The organism is Flavobacterium enshiense (assembly GCF_040750275.1).
In the GTDB taxonomy this organism is placed as follows: domain Bacteria; phylum Bacteroidota; class Bacteroidia; order Flavobacteriales; family Flavobacteriaceae; genus Flavobacterium; species Flavobacterium enshiense_B.
This window is the reverse complement of record NZ_JBDOCV010000005.1, coordinates 159,407-174,783: the sequence shown is the minus strand read 5'-3', so window position 1 is coordinate 174,783 and position 15,377 is coordinate 159,407. Positions and strand designations below refer to the sequence as shown.

Below are 15,377 nucleotides of genomic sequence, written 5' to 3'. Positions count from 1 at the left end.
AGTTGTATCAGTATGAAAAAAATTATCACCTATAGTTTGTTCTTATTCAGCTCATTTTCATTTGCACAGGTTGGAATAGGAACGAGCAATCCGCAGAAAGATTTACACATTACCGGCTCAACTTCTACTATTCGTATTGAAAGCCTAAACAGTGTTAATCAACCGGTTCTTAACGACGGAAGCAAATTAGCCCCTGTTTATGTAAAACCTAACGGAGATTTAACCTTAAATCCTCCCGGGTATACAACAGGCGGAGGCGTAGGTACGAATCAACCTTTAAATTTCCTGATAAGTATTCCAAACTTTATCCCTAACGGACCTTATGGCGACGGTACAGTTGTGGCCAATCCCGTGGGAGTAACCAATGCTACGCAACAGATTGTATCGGTACCTTTTACCAGTCCGCAAAATGCTCTGATTGAAGTGCGCTACGCCATGACAATTGACCTTTCTGATGAAATTCTTCCGGCACCAGGAGCTTCCACATTTAATGATATTTCCGCCAGAACCGTTCGCTGTTATTTTTACATCGACTTAAACAGTGACGGTTTGGATGCCGCCGAATCATCAAAAGTATATGGTCTTCATGGGGAAGCTTATACTTCCTACGCTCAAGGTTCTGTTGGATATGCATTTATTCACGGGGTTGGGTACGGAAACATTCCTGCCGGAAACCATTCTCTGGTCTTTTTCGGAGAAACTTCAGACGGAAACAACAGAAAAACGTATGTTGGTTTTGGCGGTTCCTCTGATTATTTAAAGATTCGTATTTACAACTAAAATTTGGCATATGAAAAAGACTTTTACTATACTATCTCTTTTTACCGCATTGCTTTCATTAGCCCAAGTAGGTATTAACAACAGTACACCGCAACAGGAATTACATATTACCGGCTCCACTTCAACCATCCGTGTGGAAGGATTGAATACCGTTAACAACCCCTTAAATCTGGGCGCAAATGAAAACACCCGTGTTTTTGCTGATGCTGACGGTGATTTGGTACTAAGTAATGTTCCGACGAACATCGACATTCTCTTTAATCCTGCCAATTATTTAAGTGATCCCTTAGACACCGGAGGTTCCGACAGTAATATTATTAACCAAACCGGGGTTGGAGCAGGATATTCTCCTGCCGGTTGGCCAAGACAAACAGGACCCGGCTTATCTACCTTTACACTAACAAGACCGGCTATTGTTGAAATTAATTATGCCATTACCTATTCTATCGATAAGTCTAACGTTCCTATTACAGATCACCATGCCCGTACGGCTCAGTTTTTTGTCTTTTTAAGACAAGGCGGCCCTTCAGGCGCCATAGTATCCACAGACTATGATGGTGCTCCCATCAACTTTGCTGGAAACCCTGGTGCGCTTGGATATAGTGGTAATTTCTACACCAATGGTGACACAACCGGGGCCAGCGGCCTGGAAGCCTTCAATAAAAAATTCTACGCAACAGGTCATGATTATGTAAAATTAGGCCCGGGAACGTATTGTCCAATGTTTCAAGGAATTTTGTTCGTAGCCAGTACAACAGGTACTGGAGCGGTACAAATGCAACTTGGAGGTGGGGATGATGAAATTATAGTTATTGCACATTACTACAATTAAAACATAAAAAAATTAAGCTACAAAAAGGAGCTGTCTTTGTAAGACAGCTCCTTTTTTGTTTTCCAAGGATACCTAATTAAATTAACTCTATTTAATATTCTTCTCAAAGTTCTCCCGAAACGTCAGAGAATCTATCAAAAACAACAGAATTTTTCTTTTATAACAAAATTCATACAAAATGCTATGATTGTGAAAAAAAGTTTACAATTTTAAAAATAAGAGCGAAAAACAATTCAATATAACTTATTATGCATGCATTGTTAAATTTAAAACATTTTAATTATCATTAATTTAACACTTACTTCGTTTTACTGATGTTTTAATAACATTTATAATACATCATTATTATATTCTTATGTTTTAAATATTTTTTTTGAAAACTACGCAACCTTTACAATAATATTACATCTTAGTTATAAAAGCCCCTTAATATTAACCCTATAAAATAATAAGAGTATGAGAAACGCCTACATTATCCCCGCAGTACTTCTTATGAACACCATTACAGCCCAAGTTAGTGGTGTTGGTATAGGAACCACGAATCCTCAACAGAAATTGCATTTAGACAACAGTATTGGTACGATGCGCGTTGAGAATCTGGACAAAGACAATAACGAATACAATGGCGGAAATGCGGTACCTACCGGCTCTTTTCCATTGTACGTAGACAACAACGGTGTTTTAACCCTTGGTTTAATCCCACTTGCAAACAGTGACGGGTTGGACGCCATCAATCACTTAACCATTCCACAGGCTTCCGTTACCCTTTCAAACACAGATGCAGACGGAAAACAGGAAGGCACAATTTTATCTTATGATATAACCGTTACAAGAAACACTATCCTGGAAATCAAGTACAGTGTAAGTTTTGAAACGTACTTTATCAGTTCTCCTTTAACGATAATTAAAGATGGTGCCGCAAGAAGAATCAGTACGTATTATGTATTGAACAACCAAACCCGAAGATACGGTCAGGCCTCTAAGAGTTATTTAAACAACAACGGTAACAACCCTGCGCCTTTTCCGGCAACTCAAAGAATGGGAGCAGTTGGACCTTTGTACAATTCAAGTTCTTCTTACATCCAATTAACGCCCGGGACACACAACATTAAATTAAAAGCAGAAGTTTCGTCCGGATTACCCTCCATGGCTACCCACGTAAAACTTGCCATGAACACTGATTCTATATTCATGAGAATGTACTAAAAGCCCCCACACCATGAAAACAATTGTAACCCTTTTAACAGTATTCCCTATGCTGCTGAATGCACAAGTAGGGATTGGAACACAAAATCCAACGGCTGCCCTTCATGTTGCCGGAACAAATTCCACCATTCGTATAGAAAGTCAAAGTAACGCTAATTATCCGACTTATAATGACGGCACTAAGCCTGCGTATTCTTACGTGACTGCAAACGGTGATGTTACCATCAACCCTTCAGCCAACAATGGAACCTCACCGGACGGAAGCATTAATCCAATCAACTTTTTGAATTTAAGTCAAAATTTTATTCCTGATGGGCCAAATAATTATGGCACTATTATAAACAACACGCTATCAGAAACCGTTAGTTCCGGATTAATTCACACGTATCCGTTCACCACTACGCACACATCATTAGTGGAGGTTAAATTTAGCATCTCCTCAATTTTATCGAGCACAGACTTAAACACTACACTAACCCCGTTTAACGATATTTCTGCAAGAATATACAGAATCTATTTTTGCATTGATTTAAATAATAACGGACTAGATGCTGCCGAACTGTCACGAAAATATGGGATGAATGCACAATCATTTGCCTCAAGCACTCAGGGTATTTATGGATATGCCTTCACCAACGGACATGGATATTCCACTATTCCCGTTGGGAACCACTCCCTTAAATTCTTTGCAGAAATTGTAGACGCTGAAAGCAAGTTTACCAGCATTGGATTTGGTGGCGACAGAGATTTTATAAGAATTCGTATTTACAACTAAAAGTCCCGGATCATGAAAAAATATATATTCCTTTTAGTCCCGATTGCTGCCTTTAGCCAAGTAGGAATCAACACCAATACTCCACAACAAGGTTTACATGTTGCCGGAAGTACCGCCCAAGTAAAAATAGACGGATTAAGTGCCGCGAACAATCCTTTAAATCTGGGGACTGGAAACACCACCCGAGTATTTGTTGATGGGGACGGAGATTTAGTTTTGGGAACTGCCCAGGACAATATCGCCATTCTTTTTGATGCCGAAAATTATCTGGATGACAATTCAACGCCAAGTATAAATTTAATTACACAGCACGGATATGGAGACGGTTACACCTATGCAGGTGTTCCGAGAGACATTCCTAACTCAACTTTTACCATAACCCGACCTGCCATTATTGAAATCAATTATTCGGTTTCTTACAAAATTGAAAAAAATAACGGCATAAAAGTGTCCGATGGACACGCCCGTGCCGTACAAACTCTTTTATACTTCAGAAGAGATAATTACCTAGGCCCTGTAGTAACAACAGATTTGGATGGGAATCTAATAGGTGGAACCTTCGAAATAGACAACGGAACCTCAACAATTGGAGGCGGCTTGGGAATCGTGGGGCAATATTACAGCAATCACTCCACAACTGTTGGTGAAATTGAAAACTTCCACAACACGGCATCCGACTATGTTAAATTACCTCCCGGGACTTATTGTCCTATGTTTTCGGCACAATTAGCCGTTTCCGATGCCAGTGGTTCCGGAGCCATGAAAATGTATATAGGAACCGGTAATGACGAAGTTCAAATTATCGCCCATTATTATCAATAAAAAACACGCTTTTTAAATAATGCAAAGGCTAATTAGGACACCCTAGTTAGCCTTTTCTAATAAATATTTTTTGGGTGTAGTGCCGAATTTTTTCTTAAACGCTGCAATAAAATGACTTGCCGTACTGTAACCGATTTTCAGTCCTACTTCATTCACATTATACGAACCGGAATCTAAAAGACGTCGGGCATATTCCATTTTATAGTCAAACAAAAAGCCATACACCGTATCTCCGTAAATCTGTTTGAAACCCATTTTTAACTTTTTAAGATTCAGACCTACTTGTTCGGCCAATTCCTGTAATCCGGGCGGTTCTGCCATATGCGCAATAACGATTTCTTTCGCTTTTTTTAGTTTTTGAACATTTTCCTCGTCAATAAGAAAAGGACATTGTTCGGCATTTGGATCTTCGTTACGGTTAAAAAACAAGCTCAGCAATTCATAGCCTTTGCCTTTATAATACATATTCTTAATCGACGGATTCAGTGAATAATGAAACATTTGGTTCAACACAATGGCCATTGACGGGCTAATGTTTTCTTCACCGTAATATTTTTTATCCTTATTCTCATCGCTCAAGAACGGAATATGCTCTGCCTGCTCCGAAAACAAGCCGTGAAATTTTTTAATCGAAACCAAAACGGTAATCAGCCACGATTTGGGGGCAATTTCCATCTGCAGCGGCAATTCTTTCTGCGGATTGTACAACAAAAGCGATTTTTCTTCATTAAGCTCCAATGCATAATTGCCTTGGTTAAATATAAATTTGGCATGACCCTTCAATCCAAAATGAAACTGGATCAACCCCGTTGCAACCTGACGTTCAAAGCGAACCACCTCCTCGGAATCATTCTGAAAACGGAGCAGAATGAAATCTTCTTCAATTTTTATCTCTTCTGTAGAACCCATAGCGGTATTTTTTCGTATATATTTTTAAATCAAAATCGAAAAACTATTTAGAATCGCTCTAAATAAAATAGTTCTGAAGGCTTGATTTTCATACAAATTTAAAAGAAATAACGCTTAAAAGTCAAATTCACTCAAAAATATCCCTGAGCGACATAAAAAGAACTTCCAGCGTTATTTTTATAAAAAGGTACGCACTACTTTTGTTGAACTTTAAGTATAAAGTGAAAAGAATGGAAAATAATACGATATCAAAGCCTGCTTCTTTCTATGTTGTTGGATTGAGTTATAAAAAAGCAGACGCCGAGATTAGAGGAAAATTCAGTTTAGATCCTGAAGCCAAAGCAAGTTTATTGCAGCAGGCAAAGGAAAATGCGATTGACAATTTACTGGTTACCTCAACTTGTAACCGTACGGAGATTTACGGTTTTGCCCAGCATCCGTTTCAGCTGATTAAATTGCTATGTGATAATTCACAAGGAACCGTTGAAGATTTTCAACAAGTCGCTTACGTACATAAAAATTCCGAAGCCATACACCATATGTTTCGTGTGGGGACCGGTCTGGACAGTCAGATATTAGGTGATTTTGAAATCATCAGCCAAATCAAGAACAGCTTTGTCGAAAGTAAGAAAGTCGATTTAGCCAACAATTACCTGGAGCGTTTAACCAACGCTGTCATTCAAGCCAGCAAGCGCATCAAGAATGAAACGGAAATTTCTTCGGGAGCCACTTCGGTGTCTTTTGCCGCAGTGCAGTACATCATGCGCAATGTGGAGGACATTTCCAATAAAAATATTTTACTTTTTGGAACAGGGAAAATTGGAAGAAACACTTGTGAAAACTTAGTAAAACATACCAAAAACGATCACATTACCTTAATCAACCGCACCAAAGACAAAGCCGAAAAAATTGCCGGTAAATTCAATTTAATTGTAAAAGATTATGCGGATTTACAATTGGAAATTCAAAAAGCAGATGTTTTAGTGGTTGCTACCGGAGCGCAAAATCCAACCATCGACAAAGCCATTTTAAATCTGAAAAAACCGTTGCTCATTTTAGATTTGTCCATTCCGAAAAACGTAAACGAAAACGTGCAGGAATTGGAAGGCGTTACCCTGGTACACATGGATCATTTATCACAAATGACCGACGAGACTTTGGAAAACCGCAAAAAACACATTCCGGCAGCCGAAGCTATTATCGAAGAAATCAAAGACGAATTCATCAGCTGGACCAAGGCGCGAAAATTTGCACCGACTATTCACGCACTAAAAGAAAAGCTGAATACCATCAAAGAAAAAGAATTGACGGCACAGCGCAAGAAAATCAGCAATTTTGATGAAGAACAGGCGGAAATCATCAGCAACCGTCTTATTCAGAAAATCACCAACCATTTTGCCAATCATCTGAAAGACGACAACACCATGGTCGATGAAAGCATTGAGTGGATCGAAAAAATCTTCCAGATACCAACCGTGAAAAATGACTAAAAAAATACGCATCGGAACCCGTGACAGCGAATTGGCACTTTGGCAGGCACACACCGTTCAACACCAATTGCAGCAATTAGGGTATTCCACCGAAATAGTAGCCGTAAAATCAACCGGTGACATCATTTTAGACAAGCCGTTATACGAATTAGGCATCACCGGTATTTTCACCAAAACGCTGGATGCCGCAATGATTTCGGGAAAAATCGACATTGCCGTTCATTCCATGAAAGATGTGCCCACCACTTTACCGCAAGGAATTGTGCAAGCTGCTGTTTTGGAACGCGCTAACACCGTTGATATTTTAGTGCACAAAGGCAATCTGGATTTTCTAAACGGAAACGGAACGATTGCTACCGGAAGCTTACGCCGTCAGGCGCAATGGTTAAATAAATATCCCAACCATACCGTGGTGGATTTACGCGGCAACGTAAACACCCGCATGCAAAAATTGCAGGAGAACGACTGGAACGGAGCGGTTTTCGCTGCGGCAGGCTTGGAGCGAATCAACTTAAAACCGGAAACTTATATCGATCTGGACTGGATGATTCCGGCTCCCGCACAAGGGGCGATGGTAGTTGTAGCAATGGAGCACGATGAGTTTGCTTTAGACGCTTTAAGCCAGTTGAACCATATCGAAACTGAGATTTGCACCTATATTGAACGTCAGTTTTTACGAACACTGGAAGGCGGTTGTACGGCTCCAATCGGTGCTTTAGCAAAATATGACGAAGCCAATGACACCATCCATTTTCAAGGGGTTTTGTTTTCCATCGACGGGCAACAGAAAATCGAGATCGACAAAACAGTCGACATCTCCGAATGGAAGAAACTAGGCTTTCATTCCGCACAGGAAATCTTAAACAATGGCGGCAACGAATTAATGGCGGACATCAAATCAAAACTGAAAAAGTAATGAGTGAATCGGTGCGCATACTGTCTACAAAGAAGTTATTATCCAATCAGAAACAATACTTACTGAACGCCGGTTTTTCTGTAGTGGAAGCCGATTTCATTACCACAAAACCCGTTGCTTTCGACTTGAAAAACATTAACGACACTTTGATTTTTACCAGTCAAAACGGCGTGCAAAGCATTTTACAACATCCCAACGTTGCCGAGTTAAAAGCGAAAGAAGTATTCTGTGTCGGGATAAAAACCAAAGCTTTATTGGAAGAAAACGGTTTTACGGTAACCGCGCACATGGGCTATGCGGAAGATTTGGCGGAAATCATCACCTTAATCTATCCGAACCACACGTTCACTTTTTTCAGTGGCAATTTGCGTCGTGATACGCTGCCGAACGCTTTAAAAGAAGCTGGTGTGGTTTATAACGAAATCAACGTATACGAAACGCTTTTAACGCCACAAAAAATTGACTCCAAACCCGACGGCATCTTGTTTTTCAGCCCGTCCGGCGTGGAAAGTTACCTAAAGGAAAATAAAATTTCGAAGGAAATCGCTTTTTGCATTGGGGAAACTACTGCAAATGCTGCGAGTGAATTCGGAATCAAAAATATAATTATTGCCAACCAACCCACCATTGAGAACACGATTATCCAGTGCATCAATGAGTTTAAATAATCCAGGCAGCAAATCTGCACTATACACGAAAACATGATCAAGAACGACTTATTTCTAAGAGCTTTAAAAGGAAAAACCGTAGAACGCCCACCGGTGTGGATGATGCGTCAGGCGGGAAGATATTTACCGGAATTCCGTGCGTTGCGCGACAAATACGATTTTTTCACCCGTTGTGAAACTCCGGAATTGGCGGCTGAAATCACCGTACAACCAATCCGTATCGTAAAACCGGATGCAGCGATTTTATTCTCGGATATTTTAGTAGTGCCGAGAGCGATGGGTATCCACGTGGAATTAAAAGACAATTTAGGTCCGATTATTCCCGACCCGATCCGTACAACGGAGCAAGTGGAAAAAGTATTCATCCCGAATATCGAAGAAAGCTTAGGGTATGTCATGGATGCCATCAAACTGACCAAAGAAATGCTGAACGACGAAGTGCCGTTGATCGGTTTCGCAGGTTCCCCTTGGACCATCTTCTGCTATGCTGTAGAAGGAAAAGGTTCGAAAAGTTTTGATACTGCAAAAGGGTTCTGCTTCTCCAATCCTGTTGCCGCACATACTTTATTGCAAAAAATTACCGACACAACTATCTTCTATTTAAAAGAAAAAGTAAAATCAGGGGTGAATGCCGTACAGATTTTCGATTCTTGGGGCGGTATGTTGTCCCCAGCTGATTATCAGGAATTCTCTTGGAAATACATCAATCAAATCGTAGAAGCGTTAGCGGAAGACACAGAAGTAATCGTATTCGGAAAAGGATGTTGGTTTGCCCTGAATGAAATGTCAAAATCCAAAGCTTCGGCTCTTGGGGTAGATTGGACGTGTTCGGCAAGAAACGCACGTTATTTAACCGGTGGCAATATCACCTTACAAGGAAATTTTGATCCTTCGAGATTATTGTCGCCGATTCCAACCATCAAAAAAATGGTACATGAGATGATTGACGAATTCGGTAAAGACAAATACATCGTGAATTTAGGTCATGGAATTTTACCAAACATTCCGGTGGATCATGCCAAAGCGTTTATTGAGGCGGTGAAGGAATATCAAAAATAAGCTAATCGCCATTGGCTCAAAAAATGAAAGAACAATTTTATTCTTATATACAAAATCTGCAAGACCAAATCTGTAAAGGTTTGGAAGACTTGGACGGTAACGCAAAATTCCGTCAGGATTTATGGGAGCGTCCCGAAGGCGGTGGCGGCAGAACCCGCGTGATTGAAAACGGAAACGTATTCGAAAAAGGCGGCGTGAACATTTCCGCCGTACACGGAGCGTTGCCGAAAACGATGCAGGACTATTTCAAAGTAGGCGAAGTCGATTTTTTTGCCTGCGGACTGAGTTTGGTCATCCATCCTAAAAACCCAATGGTGCCAACCGTGCATGCGAACTGGCGCTATTTTGAGATGTACGATAAAGACGGAAATATTATCAACAGCTGGTTTGGCGGCGGGCAGGATTTAACACCGTATTATCTGTTTGAAGAAGATGCAAAACACTTCCATCAAACCTGTAAAACCGCTTGCGACAAACACAACCCAGAATTCTATCCAAAATTCAAAAAACAATGCGACGAGTACTTCTGGAACGCCCACCGTGACGAAGCACGAGGCATTGGCGGTTTGTTTTTCGACCATTGCAAAGCGACCGAAACCATGTCGATGGAAAACTGGTATGATTTCGTAACTGAAGTCGGCAACAGTTTCTTATCCGCCTATTTACCGATTGTGGAAAGAAGAAAAGATTTACCCTATTCCGAAGAAAACAGAACGTGGCAGGAAATCCGTCGCGGCCGTTATGTCGAATTCAATTTGGTGCACGACAAAGGCACGCTGTTCGGATTAAAAACCAACGGAAGAATCGAATCGATTTTGATGAGTTTACCACCGCACGTGCAGTGGGTGTACGACCATCATCCGGAAACGGGAAGCGAAGAAGAAAAATTGATTGAAGTATTAAAAGAGCCTAAAAATTGGCTTTTAGCTGACAGCCTTTAGCTTTTAGCTGTTTTTCATGAGAGATTATAAAAAAATACTGTTTGGTAAAAATCACATGAGTTGGTTTTAGAAATTTATAAAGTAACTGGTAATTTCCCAAAGGAAGAACTTTATGGATTGACTAGCCAAATGAGAAGGTCGGCTGCCTCAATCCCAACCAACGTAGTTGAAGGTTGTGGCAGAAATACAGATAAAGACTTTTGTCGATTTTTATACATTGCTTTTGGGTCTGCAAATGAATTGGAGTACCAACTTATTTTAAGCAAAGACCTTATTTTTTTGGAATCTGAAAAAGCTACAGCCTTGATTTCAAAAATAGAAGAAATAAAAAAGATGTTAAACACGTTAATTTCAATACTGGAAGCCGAAAAGCTAATCGCTAAAAGCTGACAGCTAAAAAATAAAAATTATGTTCCCATTACACAGAGGCAGAAGATTGCGCGTGAACGAAAGCATCCGCTCGTTAGTGCGTGAAACCAGTTTAAGTCCGGCAGATTTTATGTTCCCGATGTTCATCGCAGAAGGGGAAAACGTAAAAGTCGAAATCCCATCGATGCCAGGGATTTACCGTCGTTCCATCGATTTAACGGTGGAAGAAGTGAAAGAATTGTTTGCCTTAGGCATTCGCGCGGTGAACATTTACGTAAAAGCAAACGACGACTTAAAAGACAACACCGGAAAAGAAGCCTGGAACCCGAACGGACTGATGCAACAAGCCATTCGCGCCATCAAAACCGCTTGCCCGGAAATGATCGTGATGCCGGATGTCGCTTTAGACCCGTATTCGATTTACGGACACGACGGAATCATTGAAAACGGCGATGTGGAAAACGATAAAACCGTGGCCGCTTTAGTAAAAATGGCCGTTTCCCATGCGCAGGCCGGTGCCGATTTCGTAGCCCCGAGCGACATGATGGACGGACGCGTGTTGCGTTTGCGAGAAGGTTTGGACACAGCAGGTTTTCACAATGTGGGGATTATGAGTTATTCGGCGAAATATGCTTCGGCGTTTTACGGACCGTTCCGTGATGCTTTGGATTCAGCACCAAAAGAAGCCGATGTAGAAGTTCCGAAAGACAAAAAAACTTACCAAATGGACTACGCCAACCGTATCGAAGCGGTGAAAGAAGCGCTAATGGACGTGGAAGAAGGTGCCGATATGGTCATGGTAAAACCGGGGATTGCCTATTTGGATATCGTACGCGAAGTGAAAGATGCGGTAAATGTTCCGGTTACGGTGTTCCATGTGTCGGGAGAATATGCAATGATTAAAGCCGCTGCTGAAAGAGGCTGGCTGGATCACGATAAAATTATGATGGAGCAATTAATGTGCATCAAACGTGCCGGTGCGAGTTTAATCTCAACTTATTTTGCCAAAGAAGCCGCTATTTTATTGAATCAGAAATAATGAGAAAATTAATTTTAATGCTTGCTGTTCTTGCCCTGACAGCCTGTAAAAATGAAGAAAAAGAAAAAGCAGCCTTGTATCCGGAAGTAAAAAAGTCACCGGAAGAAATAGCGATGGCTTTGGGAAAAGAAGTTTTCGACGGTAAAGGGATGTGCTATTCCTGTCACAAACCCAATCAAAAAGTGATTGGCCCGAGTGTGGCGGATATTGCCAAAATCTACAAAGAAAAAGGTGCCAGCATCACCGATTTCTTAACCGAAAAAAGCGGGCCGATTGTAGACCCGACACAATACAGTGTGATGAAAACCAATTTCGCCATCACCAAAAACCTGCCGGAAGAAGAGCTGAAAGCCCTTGAAATCTATATGTTGAGTTTCGCTAAATAATACTTTGTCCTCTTCAGAGGACATTTTTATGTTACAAAATGTAAAGTTTGCTTGTCTTTTTGGAAATTATATTTTACATTTGATCTAATCATTTAAAATCAATCCTTATGAAACTCACTTATTTATTCCCGCATCGTTTCAAATTTCTGAGTGGTATTTTATTTATTCTATCAGCTATCCTACTTATAAGTGCTTTATTCGATGATTTACTTTTATTTGAAACTTTCGAATTAAAAACAACGGTATTTGCAATAGCGGAAACCGGCATTATGGGACAACAAAAATCATTTTCTATTATTGAAAACAACATCATTGACGAAATAATTTTCACCCTCTTTATTCTTTCAGGACTGGTATTTGCCTTCAGTAAAGAAAAAATGGAAGATGAAATGACCGAAAAAATACGATTAGACAGCTTGGTCTGGGCAACTTATTGTAATTATATAGTTTTTTTACTTTGTGTATGGTTGGTTTACGGCGTACTCTTTTTAAATGTTCTGATGTTTGCCGTTTTTACACATTTAGTATTTTTCATAATTCGATTCAACTGGAAAATGTATCAACTCCGAAAAGCGAATACAAATGAAGAATAATATTAAAGTACAACGCGCCATTTTCAACCTCACTCAAGCGGAACTGGCTGAAAAAATCGGTGTGAGCCGGCAAACCATCAACGCAATTGAAGCCGGAAAATATGTACCCTCCACCGTCTTAGCCTTAAAGATTGCCAAACTGTTTGAAAAACCTGTAAACGACATTTTCGAATTGGAAGCCACCGACTAATTTGCTATCTTTAGCAAATGCAAACTGTCTTTATAAATACCCCGTTAGGCACCGCTAAAATTAAAGGCGATGAGTTGGGCGTTTCGGTGATTTCGATTCTTCAGGAAGGGGAAATTTCGAAGACAATCCCTTTGGAGTTGAAAGATGCCGTAAAACAGTTGCAGGAATATTTTGAAGGCAAACGCACCACATTTAATTTTCCGATCAATCCGAAGGGTACGGATTTTCAGCAGAAAGTCTGGAAAGCCCTTTTGGAAATCCCCTACGGCAAAACCACTTCCTATATGGATTTATCCAAGAAATTAGGCGATGTAAAAGCGATTCGCGCCGTGGCCTCGGCTAATGGTAAAAACCCGCTTTGGATTGTAGTGCCGTGTCATCGCGTCATTGGTTCCGACGGCTCGTTAACAGGCTACGCCGGCGGTTTGTGGCGCAAGAAATGGTTGCTGGAACATGAAAATCCGCTGAAGCAACAAAGTTTGTTTTAACTTTCAAATACTATATCAAGGCAAGGCAAAACATAAGAATTTATAGTGGGGTCAAGTGAACCGTTATCGTAAAATACCGCCCCTGTTATTGTCATTTCAGAAGTATTCAAAGGCAAAAAACTTGCATAGCCAAAATTTCCGTCACCGAGTCTCAGAATCTTTCCGCAAACATTAAACGCATTTCCACCCCAATCGGTTTGAATTCTTCTAATCGTGTAGAAGACATTAGGTTGTAAGGTGACTGTTGCATTTAAAGACACATAACTCATCGCTGTTTGTGAAAAAACATGACTCCCAGAATAAATTACAGTATTGTTGGCTTCATTCACAATCTCAATCGTATAAGGTCTGGCGGCATCCGTATGATTGCTTTGATAACCAACCCTGCAAATTGTTTTTTCCGAAGAAATCATAAATGTATAACCGTGTACCTCAGTATCAATTGAGATTTGTTCCAAAGACAATGGATTACCCGCAATCTGACTGTATATTTGCTGAAACTCCGTGCTTTCGGAATTACAAACAGTTTGTCTTGCAGTTGTTACATCATCCTGATCCGAACAACTCACGAGTACTAAAAATAAACCTAAAAAAACAGATACTTTTTTCATGATATTTCTTTACCACAAGACTCAATTTGTAAGATAAGGTTGCGTTAAAAATAAATTTATAATACATTTTACATTTTTTGTTACTTTTATCATCCTAACATAATCAACATGACTTTCCTGAAAAAATTCCTGAAATGGTTTTTAATCATTTTTACCGGCATCATTATCCTGATGTACATTTTCGATGTGGATTATTTACTGCGTGCCGTTCGAACGATATACTTCAGAGGCTACACTACCGCCTTTTTAGACGATTATACCCACTTCCCCAACCGAGAAATCAAAAAAGGAATCGGGCAACCTTGGGCCATTGCGAAAGATTACAATTCTGTTCCGGCTACTGAGGCCCTAGACAAAGAGCACAAAGAATTGGGCACCGTGGCCTATCTCATCATCAAAAACGACAGCATCTGGCACGAAAGTTATTTTGATGGCTACGATAAAAATTCCAAATCGAATTCGTTTTCGATGGCAAAAAGTGTAGTGTCGGCCGCTTTAGGAAAAGCCATCATGGAAGGTAAAATCAAAAGTTTAGACCAAAAAGTCACCGATTTTTTCCCGGAACTGAAAGGTCAATTTGCCAAAGAAGTAACAGTAGGTGATTTGTCGTCCATGGCTTCCGGATTGAGTTGGGACGAGAAATACTACAGCCCATTTTCCATCGTAACCCGCGCCTATTTTGACAACGATTTGAAGAAAGTAATTTTAGGCTTGGACGTAAAGGAAAAACCGGGACAATCCTTTAAATATTTAAGCGGATCGACCCAATTGTTGGCCATGTGTATTGAAAAAGCCACCGGGGAATATTTATCCGATTATGTTTCCAGAAACTTCTGGCAGCCGATGGGTGCAGAAAACGACGCGCTTTGGCAGTTAGACCACGAGCCGGACGGTATTGAAAAAGCGTATTGTTGTATCGCCAGCAATGCCCGAGATTTTGCCCGTTTCGGAAAACTGTACAACCAAGGCGGAAAATGGAACGGCAAACAACTTTTGGACAGCACTTTTGTAGCCAAATCAATCACACCAAGATTTCCGGAAAGCCCGCAATACGGTTACGGATTCTGGCTGCATAAAATCAATGGCAAAGAGTTGTTTTACATGCGCGGTCATTTGGGACAATTTGTAATTGTGGTTCCGAAAGACAACATAATCATTGTACGCTTAGGGCATATTAAAGGGCTTCAAACCGAAGAAGATCCGCACAGCAACGATTTGTATGTGTATTTTAACGAAGCCTACAAAATGTTGGAAAAGCGAAAATAAATTATTTTATTTGTAGTACTATTCATATATAATCCAA

General features: G+C 40.3%; 19 protein-coding genes. 17 read left to right on the top strand and 2 right to left on the bottom strand.

The window, feature by feature from the left end:
* Nucleotides 1-12: 12 nt before the first annotated feature.
* From ABGT15_RS09970 to ABGT15_RS09950, 5 genes are all read left to right on the top strand, one after another.
* The gene (locus ABGT15_RS09970; RefSeq protein WP_367231279.1) at nucleotides 13-780 is read left to right on the top strand and encodes a hypothetical protein; all 768 of its coding nucleotides are present in this window, start codon (nucleotides 13-15) and stop codon (nucleotides 778-780) included.
* Nucleotides 781-790: 10 nt separating this feature from the next.
* Nucleotides 791-1,612: a nitric oxide synthase oxygenase gene (locus ABGT15_RS09965; RefSeq protein ID WP_367231278.1), complete on the top strand. Its 822-nt coding sequence runs from the start codon at nucleotides 791-793 to the stop codon at nucleotides 1,610-1,612.
* A 456-nt stretch (nucleotides 1,613-2,068) separates the two neighbouring features.
* The gene (locus ABGT15_RS09960) at nucleotides 2,069-2,818 is read left to right on the top strand and encodes a hypothetical protein (protein WP_367231277.1); all 750 of its coding nucleotides are present in this window, start codon (nucleotides 2,069-2,071) and stop codon (nucleotides 2,816-2,818) included.
* A gap of 13 nt (nucleotides 2,819-2,831) precedes the next feature.
* Nucleotides 2,832-3,593 carry a hypothetical protein gene (locus ABGT15_RS09955; protein WP_367231276.1) on the top strand — a complete coding sequence of 254 codons (762 nt, stop codon included), beginning with the start codon at nucleotides 2,832-2,834 and terminating at the stop codon, nucleotides 3,591-3,593.
* Between the two features lie 12 nt (nucleotides 3,594-3,605).
* Nucleotides 3,606-4,415, top strand: a complete 810-nt coding sequence (locus ABGT15_RS09950; RefSeq protein WP_367231275.1) for a hypothetical protein — start codon at nucleotides 3,606-3,608, stop codon at nucleotides 4,413-4,415.
* A gap of 42 nt (nucleotides 4,416-4,457) precedes the next feature.
* Here the strand turns inward: ABGT15_RS09950 and ABGT15_RS09945 are convergent, their stop codons facing one another.
* Nucleotides 4,458-5,324, bottom strand: coding sequence for a helix-turn-helix domain-containing protein (locus ABGT15_RS09945; protein WP_367231274.1), 867 nt, complete (start codon nucleotides 5,322-5,324; stop codon nucleotides 4,458-4,460).
* A gap of 230 nt (nucleotides 5,325-5,554) precedes the next feature.
* Between ABGT15_RS09945 and hemA the strand changes: the two genes are divergently transcribed.
* From hemA to ABGT15_RS09890, 11 genes are all read left to right on the top strand, one after another.
* A complete protein-coding gene (hemA, locus tag ABGT15_RS09940) occupies nucleotides 5,555-6,814 on the top strand; it encodes a glutamyl-tRNA reductase (protein ID WP_367231273.1) in 1,260 nt (419 codons plus the stop codon).
* Complete coding sequence (gene hemC, locus ABGT15_RS09935; protein ID WP_367231272.1) at nucleotides 6,807-7,730, top strand: hydroxymethylbilane synthase; 924 nt, start codon at nucleotides 6,807-6,809, stop codon at nucleotides 7,728-7,730. The genes hemA and hemC overlap by 8 nt, the downstream gene beginning before the upstream one ends.
* Nucleotides 7,730-8,398: a uroporphyrinogen-III synthase gene (locus ABGT15_RS09930; protein ID WP_367231271.1), complete on the top strand. Its 669-nt coding sequence runs from the start codon at nucleotides 7,730-7,732 to the stop codon at nucleotides 8,396-8,398. The genes hemC and ABGT15_RS09930 overlap by 1 nt, the downstream gene beginning before the upstream one ends.
* 33 nt (nucleotides 8,399-8,431) lie before the next feature.
* Nucleotides 8,432-9,457: a uroporphyrinogen decarboxylase gene (gene hemE, locus ABGT15_RS09925; protein WP_367231270.1), complete on the top strand. Its 1,026-nt coding sequence runs from the start codon at nucleotides 8,432-8,434 to the stop codon at nucleotides 9,455-9,457.
* A gap of 23 nt (nucleotides 9,458-9,480) precedes the next feature.
* Nucleotides 9,481-10,398, top strand: a complete 918-nt coding sequence (gene hemF / locus ABGT15_RS09920; protein ID WP_367231268.1) for an oxygen-dependent coproporphyrinogen oxidase — start codon at nucleotides 9,481-9,483, stop codon at nucleotides 10,396-10,398.
* A 60-nt stretch (nucleotides 10,399-10,458) separates the two neighbouring features.
* Nucleotides 10,459-10,788: a four helix bundle protein gene (locus ABGT15_RS09915; RefSeq protein WP_367231267.1), complete on the top strand. Its 330-nt coding sequence runs from the start codon at nucleotides 10,459-10,461 to the stop codon at nucleotides 10,786-10,788.
* 19 nt (nucleotides 10,789-10,807) lie between these two features.
* Nucleotides 10,808-11,806 (top strand): porphobilinogen synthase, encoded by a 999-nt coding sequence (gene hemB / locus ABGT15_RS09910; protein WP_367231266.1) that lies wholly within the window; start codon nucleotides 10,808-10,810, stop codon nucleotides 11,804-11,806.
* Nucleotides 11,806-12,192, top strand: a complete 387-nt coding sequence (locus ABGT15_RS09905; protein ID WP_367231265.1) for a c-type cytochrome — start codon at nucleotides 11,806-11,808, stop codon at nucleotides 12,190-12,192. The genes hemB and ABGT15_RS09905 overlap by 1 nt, the downstream gene beginning before the upstream one ends.
* 107 nt (nucleotides 12,193-12,299) lie before the next feature.
* The gene (locus ABGT15_RS09900; protein ID WP_367231264.1) at nucleotides 12,300-12,785 is read left to right on the top strand and encodes a hypothetical protein; all 486 of its coding nucleotides are present in this window, start codon (nucleotides 12,300-12,302) and stop codon (nucleotides 12,783-12,785) included.
* The gene (locus ABGT15_RS09895) at nucleotides 12,775-12,975 is read left to right on the top strand and encodes a helix-turn-helix transcriptional regulator (RefSeq protein WP_437125360.1); all 201 of its coding nucleotides are present in this window, start codon (nucleotides 12,775-12,777) and stop codon (nucleotides 12,973-12,975) included. Before ABGT15_RS09900 ends, ABGT15_RS09895 begins: the two co-directional genes overlap by 11 nt.
* Nucleotides 12,976-12,992: 17 nt before the next feature.
* Nucleotides 12,993-13,463, top strand: coding sequence for a methylated-DNA--[protein]-cysteine S-methyltransferase (locus ABGT15_RS09890; protein ID WP_367231263.1), 471 nt, complete (start codon nucleotides 12,993-12,995; stop codon nucleotides 13,461-13,463).
* Here ABGT15_RS09890 and ABGT15_RS09885 read toward each other — a convergent pair.
* Nucleotides 13,460-14,074 (bottom strand): hypothetical protein, encoded by a 615-nt coding sequence (locus ABGT15_RS09885; protein WP_367231262.1) that lies wholly within the window; start codon nucleotides 14,072-14,074, stop codon nucleotides 13,460-13,462. The genes ABGT15_RS09890 and ABGT15_RS09885 overlap by 4 nt on opposite strands.
* Before the next feature lie 108 nt (nucleotides 14,075-14,182).
* Here ABGT15_RS09885 and ABGT15_RS09880 point away from each other — a divergent pair, with 108 nt between their 5' ends.
* Nucleotides 14,183-15,340, top strand: coding sequence for a serine hydrolase domain-containing protein (locus ABGT15_RS09880; RefSeq protein ID WP_367231261.1), 1,158 nt, complete (start codon nucleotides 14,183-14,185; stop codon nucleotides 15,338-15,340).
* Nucleotides 15,341-15,377: the final 37 nt, after the last annotated feature.

Bases quoted from the DNA above. Each gene is read 5' to 3' on its own strand.
- ABGT15_RS09970 (WP_367231279.1), top strand. From the start codon at position 13: ATGAAAAAAATTATCACCTATAGTTTGTTCTTATTCAGCTCATTTTCA.
- ABGT15_RS09965 (WP_367231278.1), top strand. From the start codon at position 791: ATGAAAAAGACTTTTACTATACTATCTCTTTTTACCGCATTGCTTTCA.
- ABGT15_RS09960 (WP_367231277.1), top strand. From the start codon at position 2,069: ATGAGAAACGCCTACATTATCCCCGCAGTACTTCTTATGAACACCATT.
- ABGT15_RS09955 (WP_367231276.1), top strand. From the start codon at position 2,832: ATGAAAACAATTGTAACCCTTTTAACAGTATTCCCTATGCTGCTGAAT.
- ABGT15_RS09950 (WP_367231275.1), top strand. From the start codon at position 3,606: ATGAAAAAATATATATTCCTTTTAGTCCCGATTGCTGCCTTTAGCCAA.
- ABGT15_RS09945 (WP_367231274.1), bottom strand. From the start codon at position 5,324: ATGGGTTCTACAGAAGAGATAAAAATTGAAGAAGATTTCATTCTGCTC.
- hemA (WP_367231273.1), top strand. From the start codon at position 5,555: ATGGAAAATAATACGATATCAAAGCCTGCTTCTTTCTATGTTGTTGGA.
- hemC (WP_367231272.1), top strand. From the start codon at position 6,807: ATGACTAAAAAAATACGCATCGGAACCCGTGACAGCGAATTGGCACTT.
- ABGT15_RS09930 (WP_367231271.1), top strand. From the start codon at position 7,730: ATGAGTGAATCGGTGCGCATACTGTCTACAAAGAAGTTATTATCCAAT.
- hemE (WP_367231270.1), top strand. From the start codon at position 8,432: ATGATCAAGAACGACTTATTTCTAAGAGCTTTAAAAGGAAAAACCGTA.
- hemF (WP_367231268.1), top strand. From the start codon at position 9,481: ATGAAAGAACAATTTTATTCTTATATACAAAATCTGCAAGACCAAATC.
- hemB (WP_367231266.1), top strand. From the start codon at position 10,808: ATGTTCCCATTACACAGAGGCAGAAGATTGCGCGTGAACGAAAGCATC.
- ABGT15_RS09905 (WP_367231265.1), top strand. From the start codon at position 11,806: ATGAGAAAATTAATTTTAATGCTTGCTGTTCTTGCCCTGACAGCCTGT.
- ABGT15_RS09900 (WP_367231264.1), top strand. From the start codon at position 12,300: ATGAAACTCACTTATTTATTCCCGCATCGTTTCAAATTTCTGAGTGGT.
- ABGT15_RS09895 (WP_437125360.1), top strand. From the start codon at position 12,775: ATGAAGAATAATATTAAAGTACAACGCGCCATTTTCAACCTCACTCAA.
- ABGT15_RS09890 (WP_367231263.1), top strand. From the start codon at position 12,993: ATGCAAACTGTCTTTATAAATACCCCGTTAGGCACCGCTAAAATTAAA.
- ABGT15_RS09885 (WP_367231262.1), bottom strand. From the start codon at position 14,074: ATGAAAAAAGTATCTGTTTTTTTAGGTTTATTTTTAGTACTCGTGAGT.
- ABGT15_RS09880 (WP_367231261.1), top strand. From the start codon at position 14,183: ATGACTTTCCTGAAAAAATTCCTGAAATGGTTTTTAATCATTTTTACC.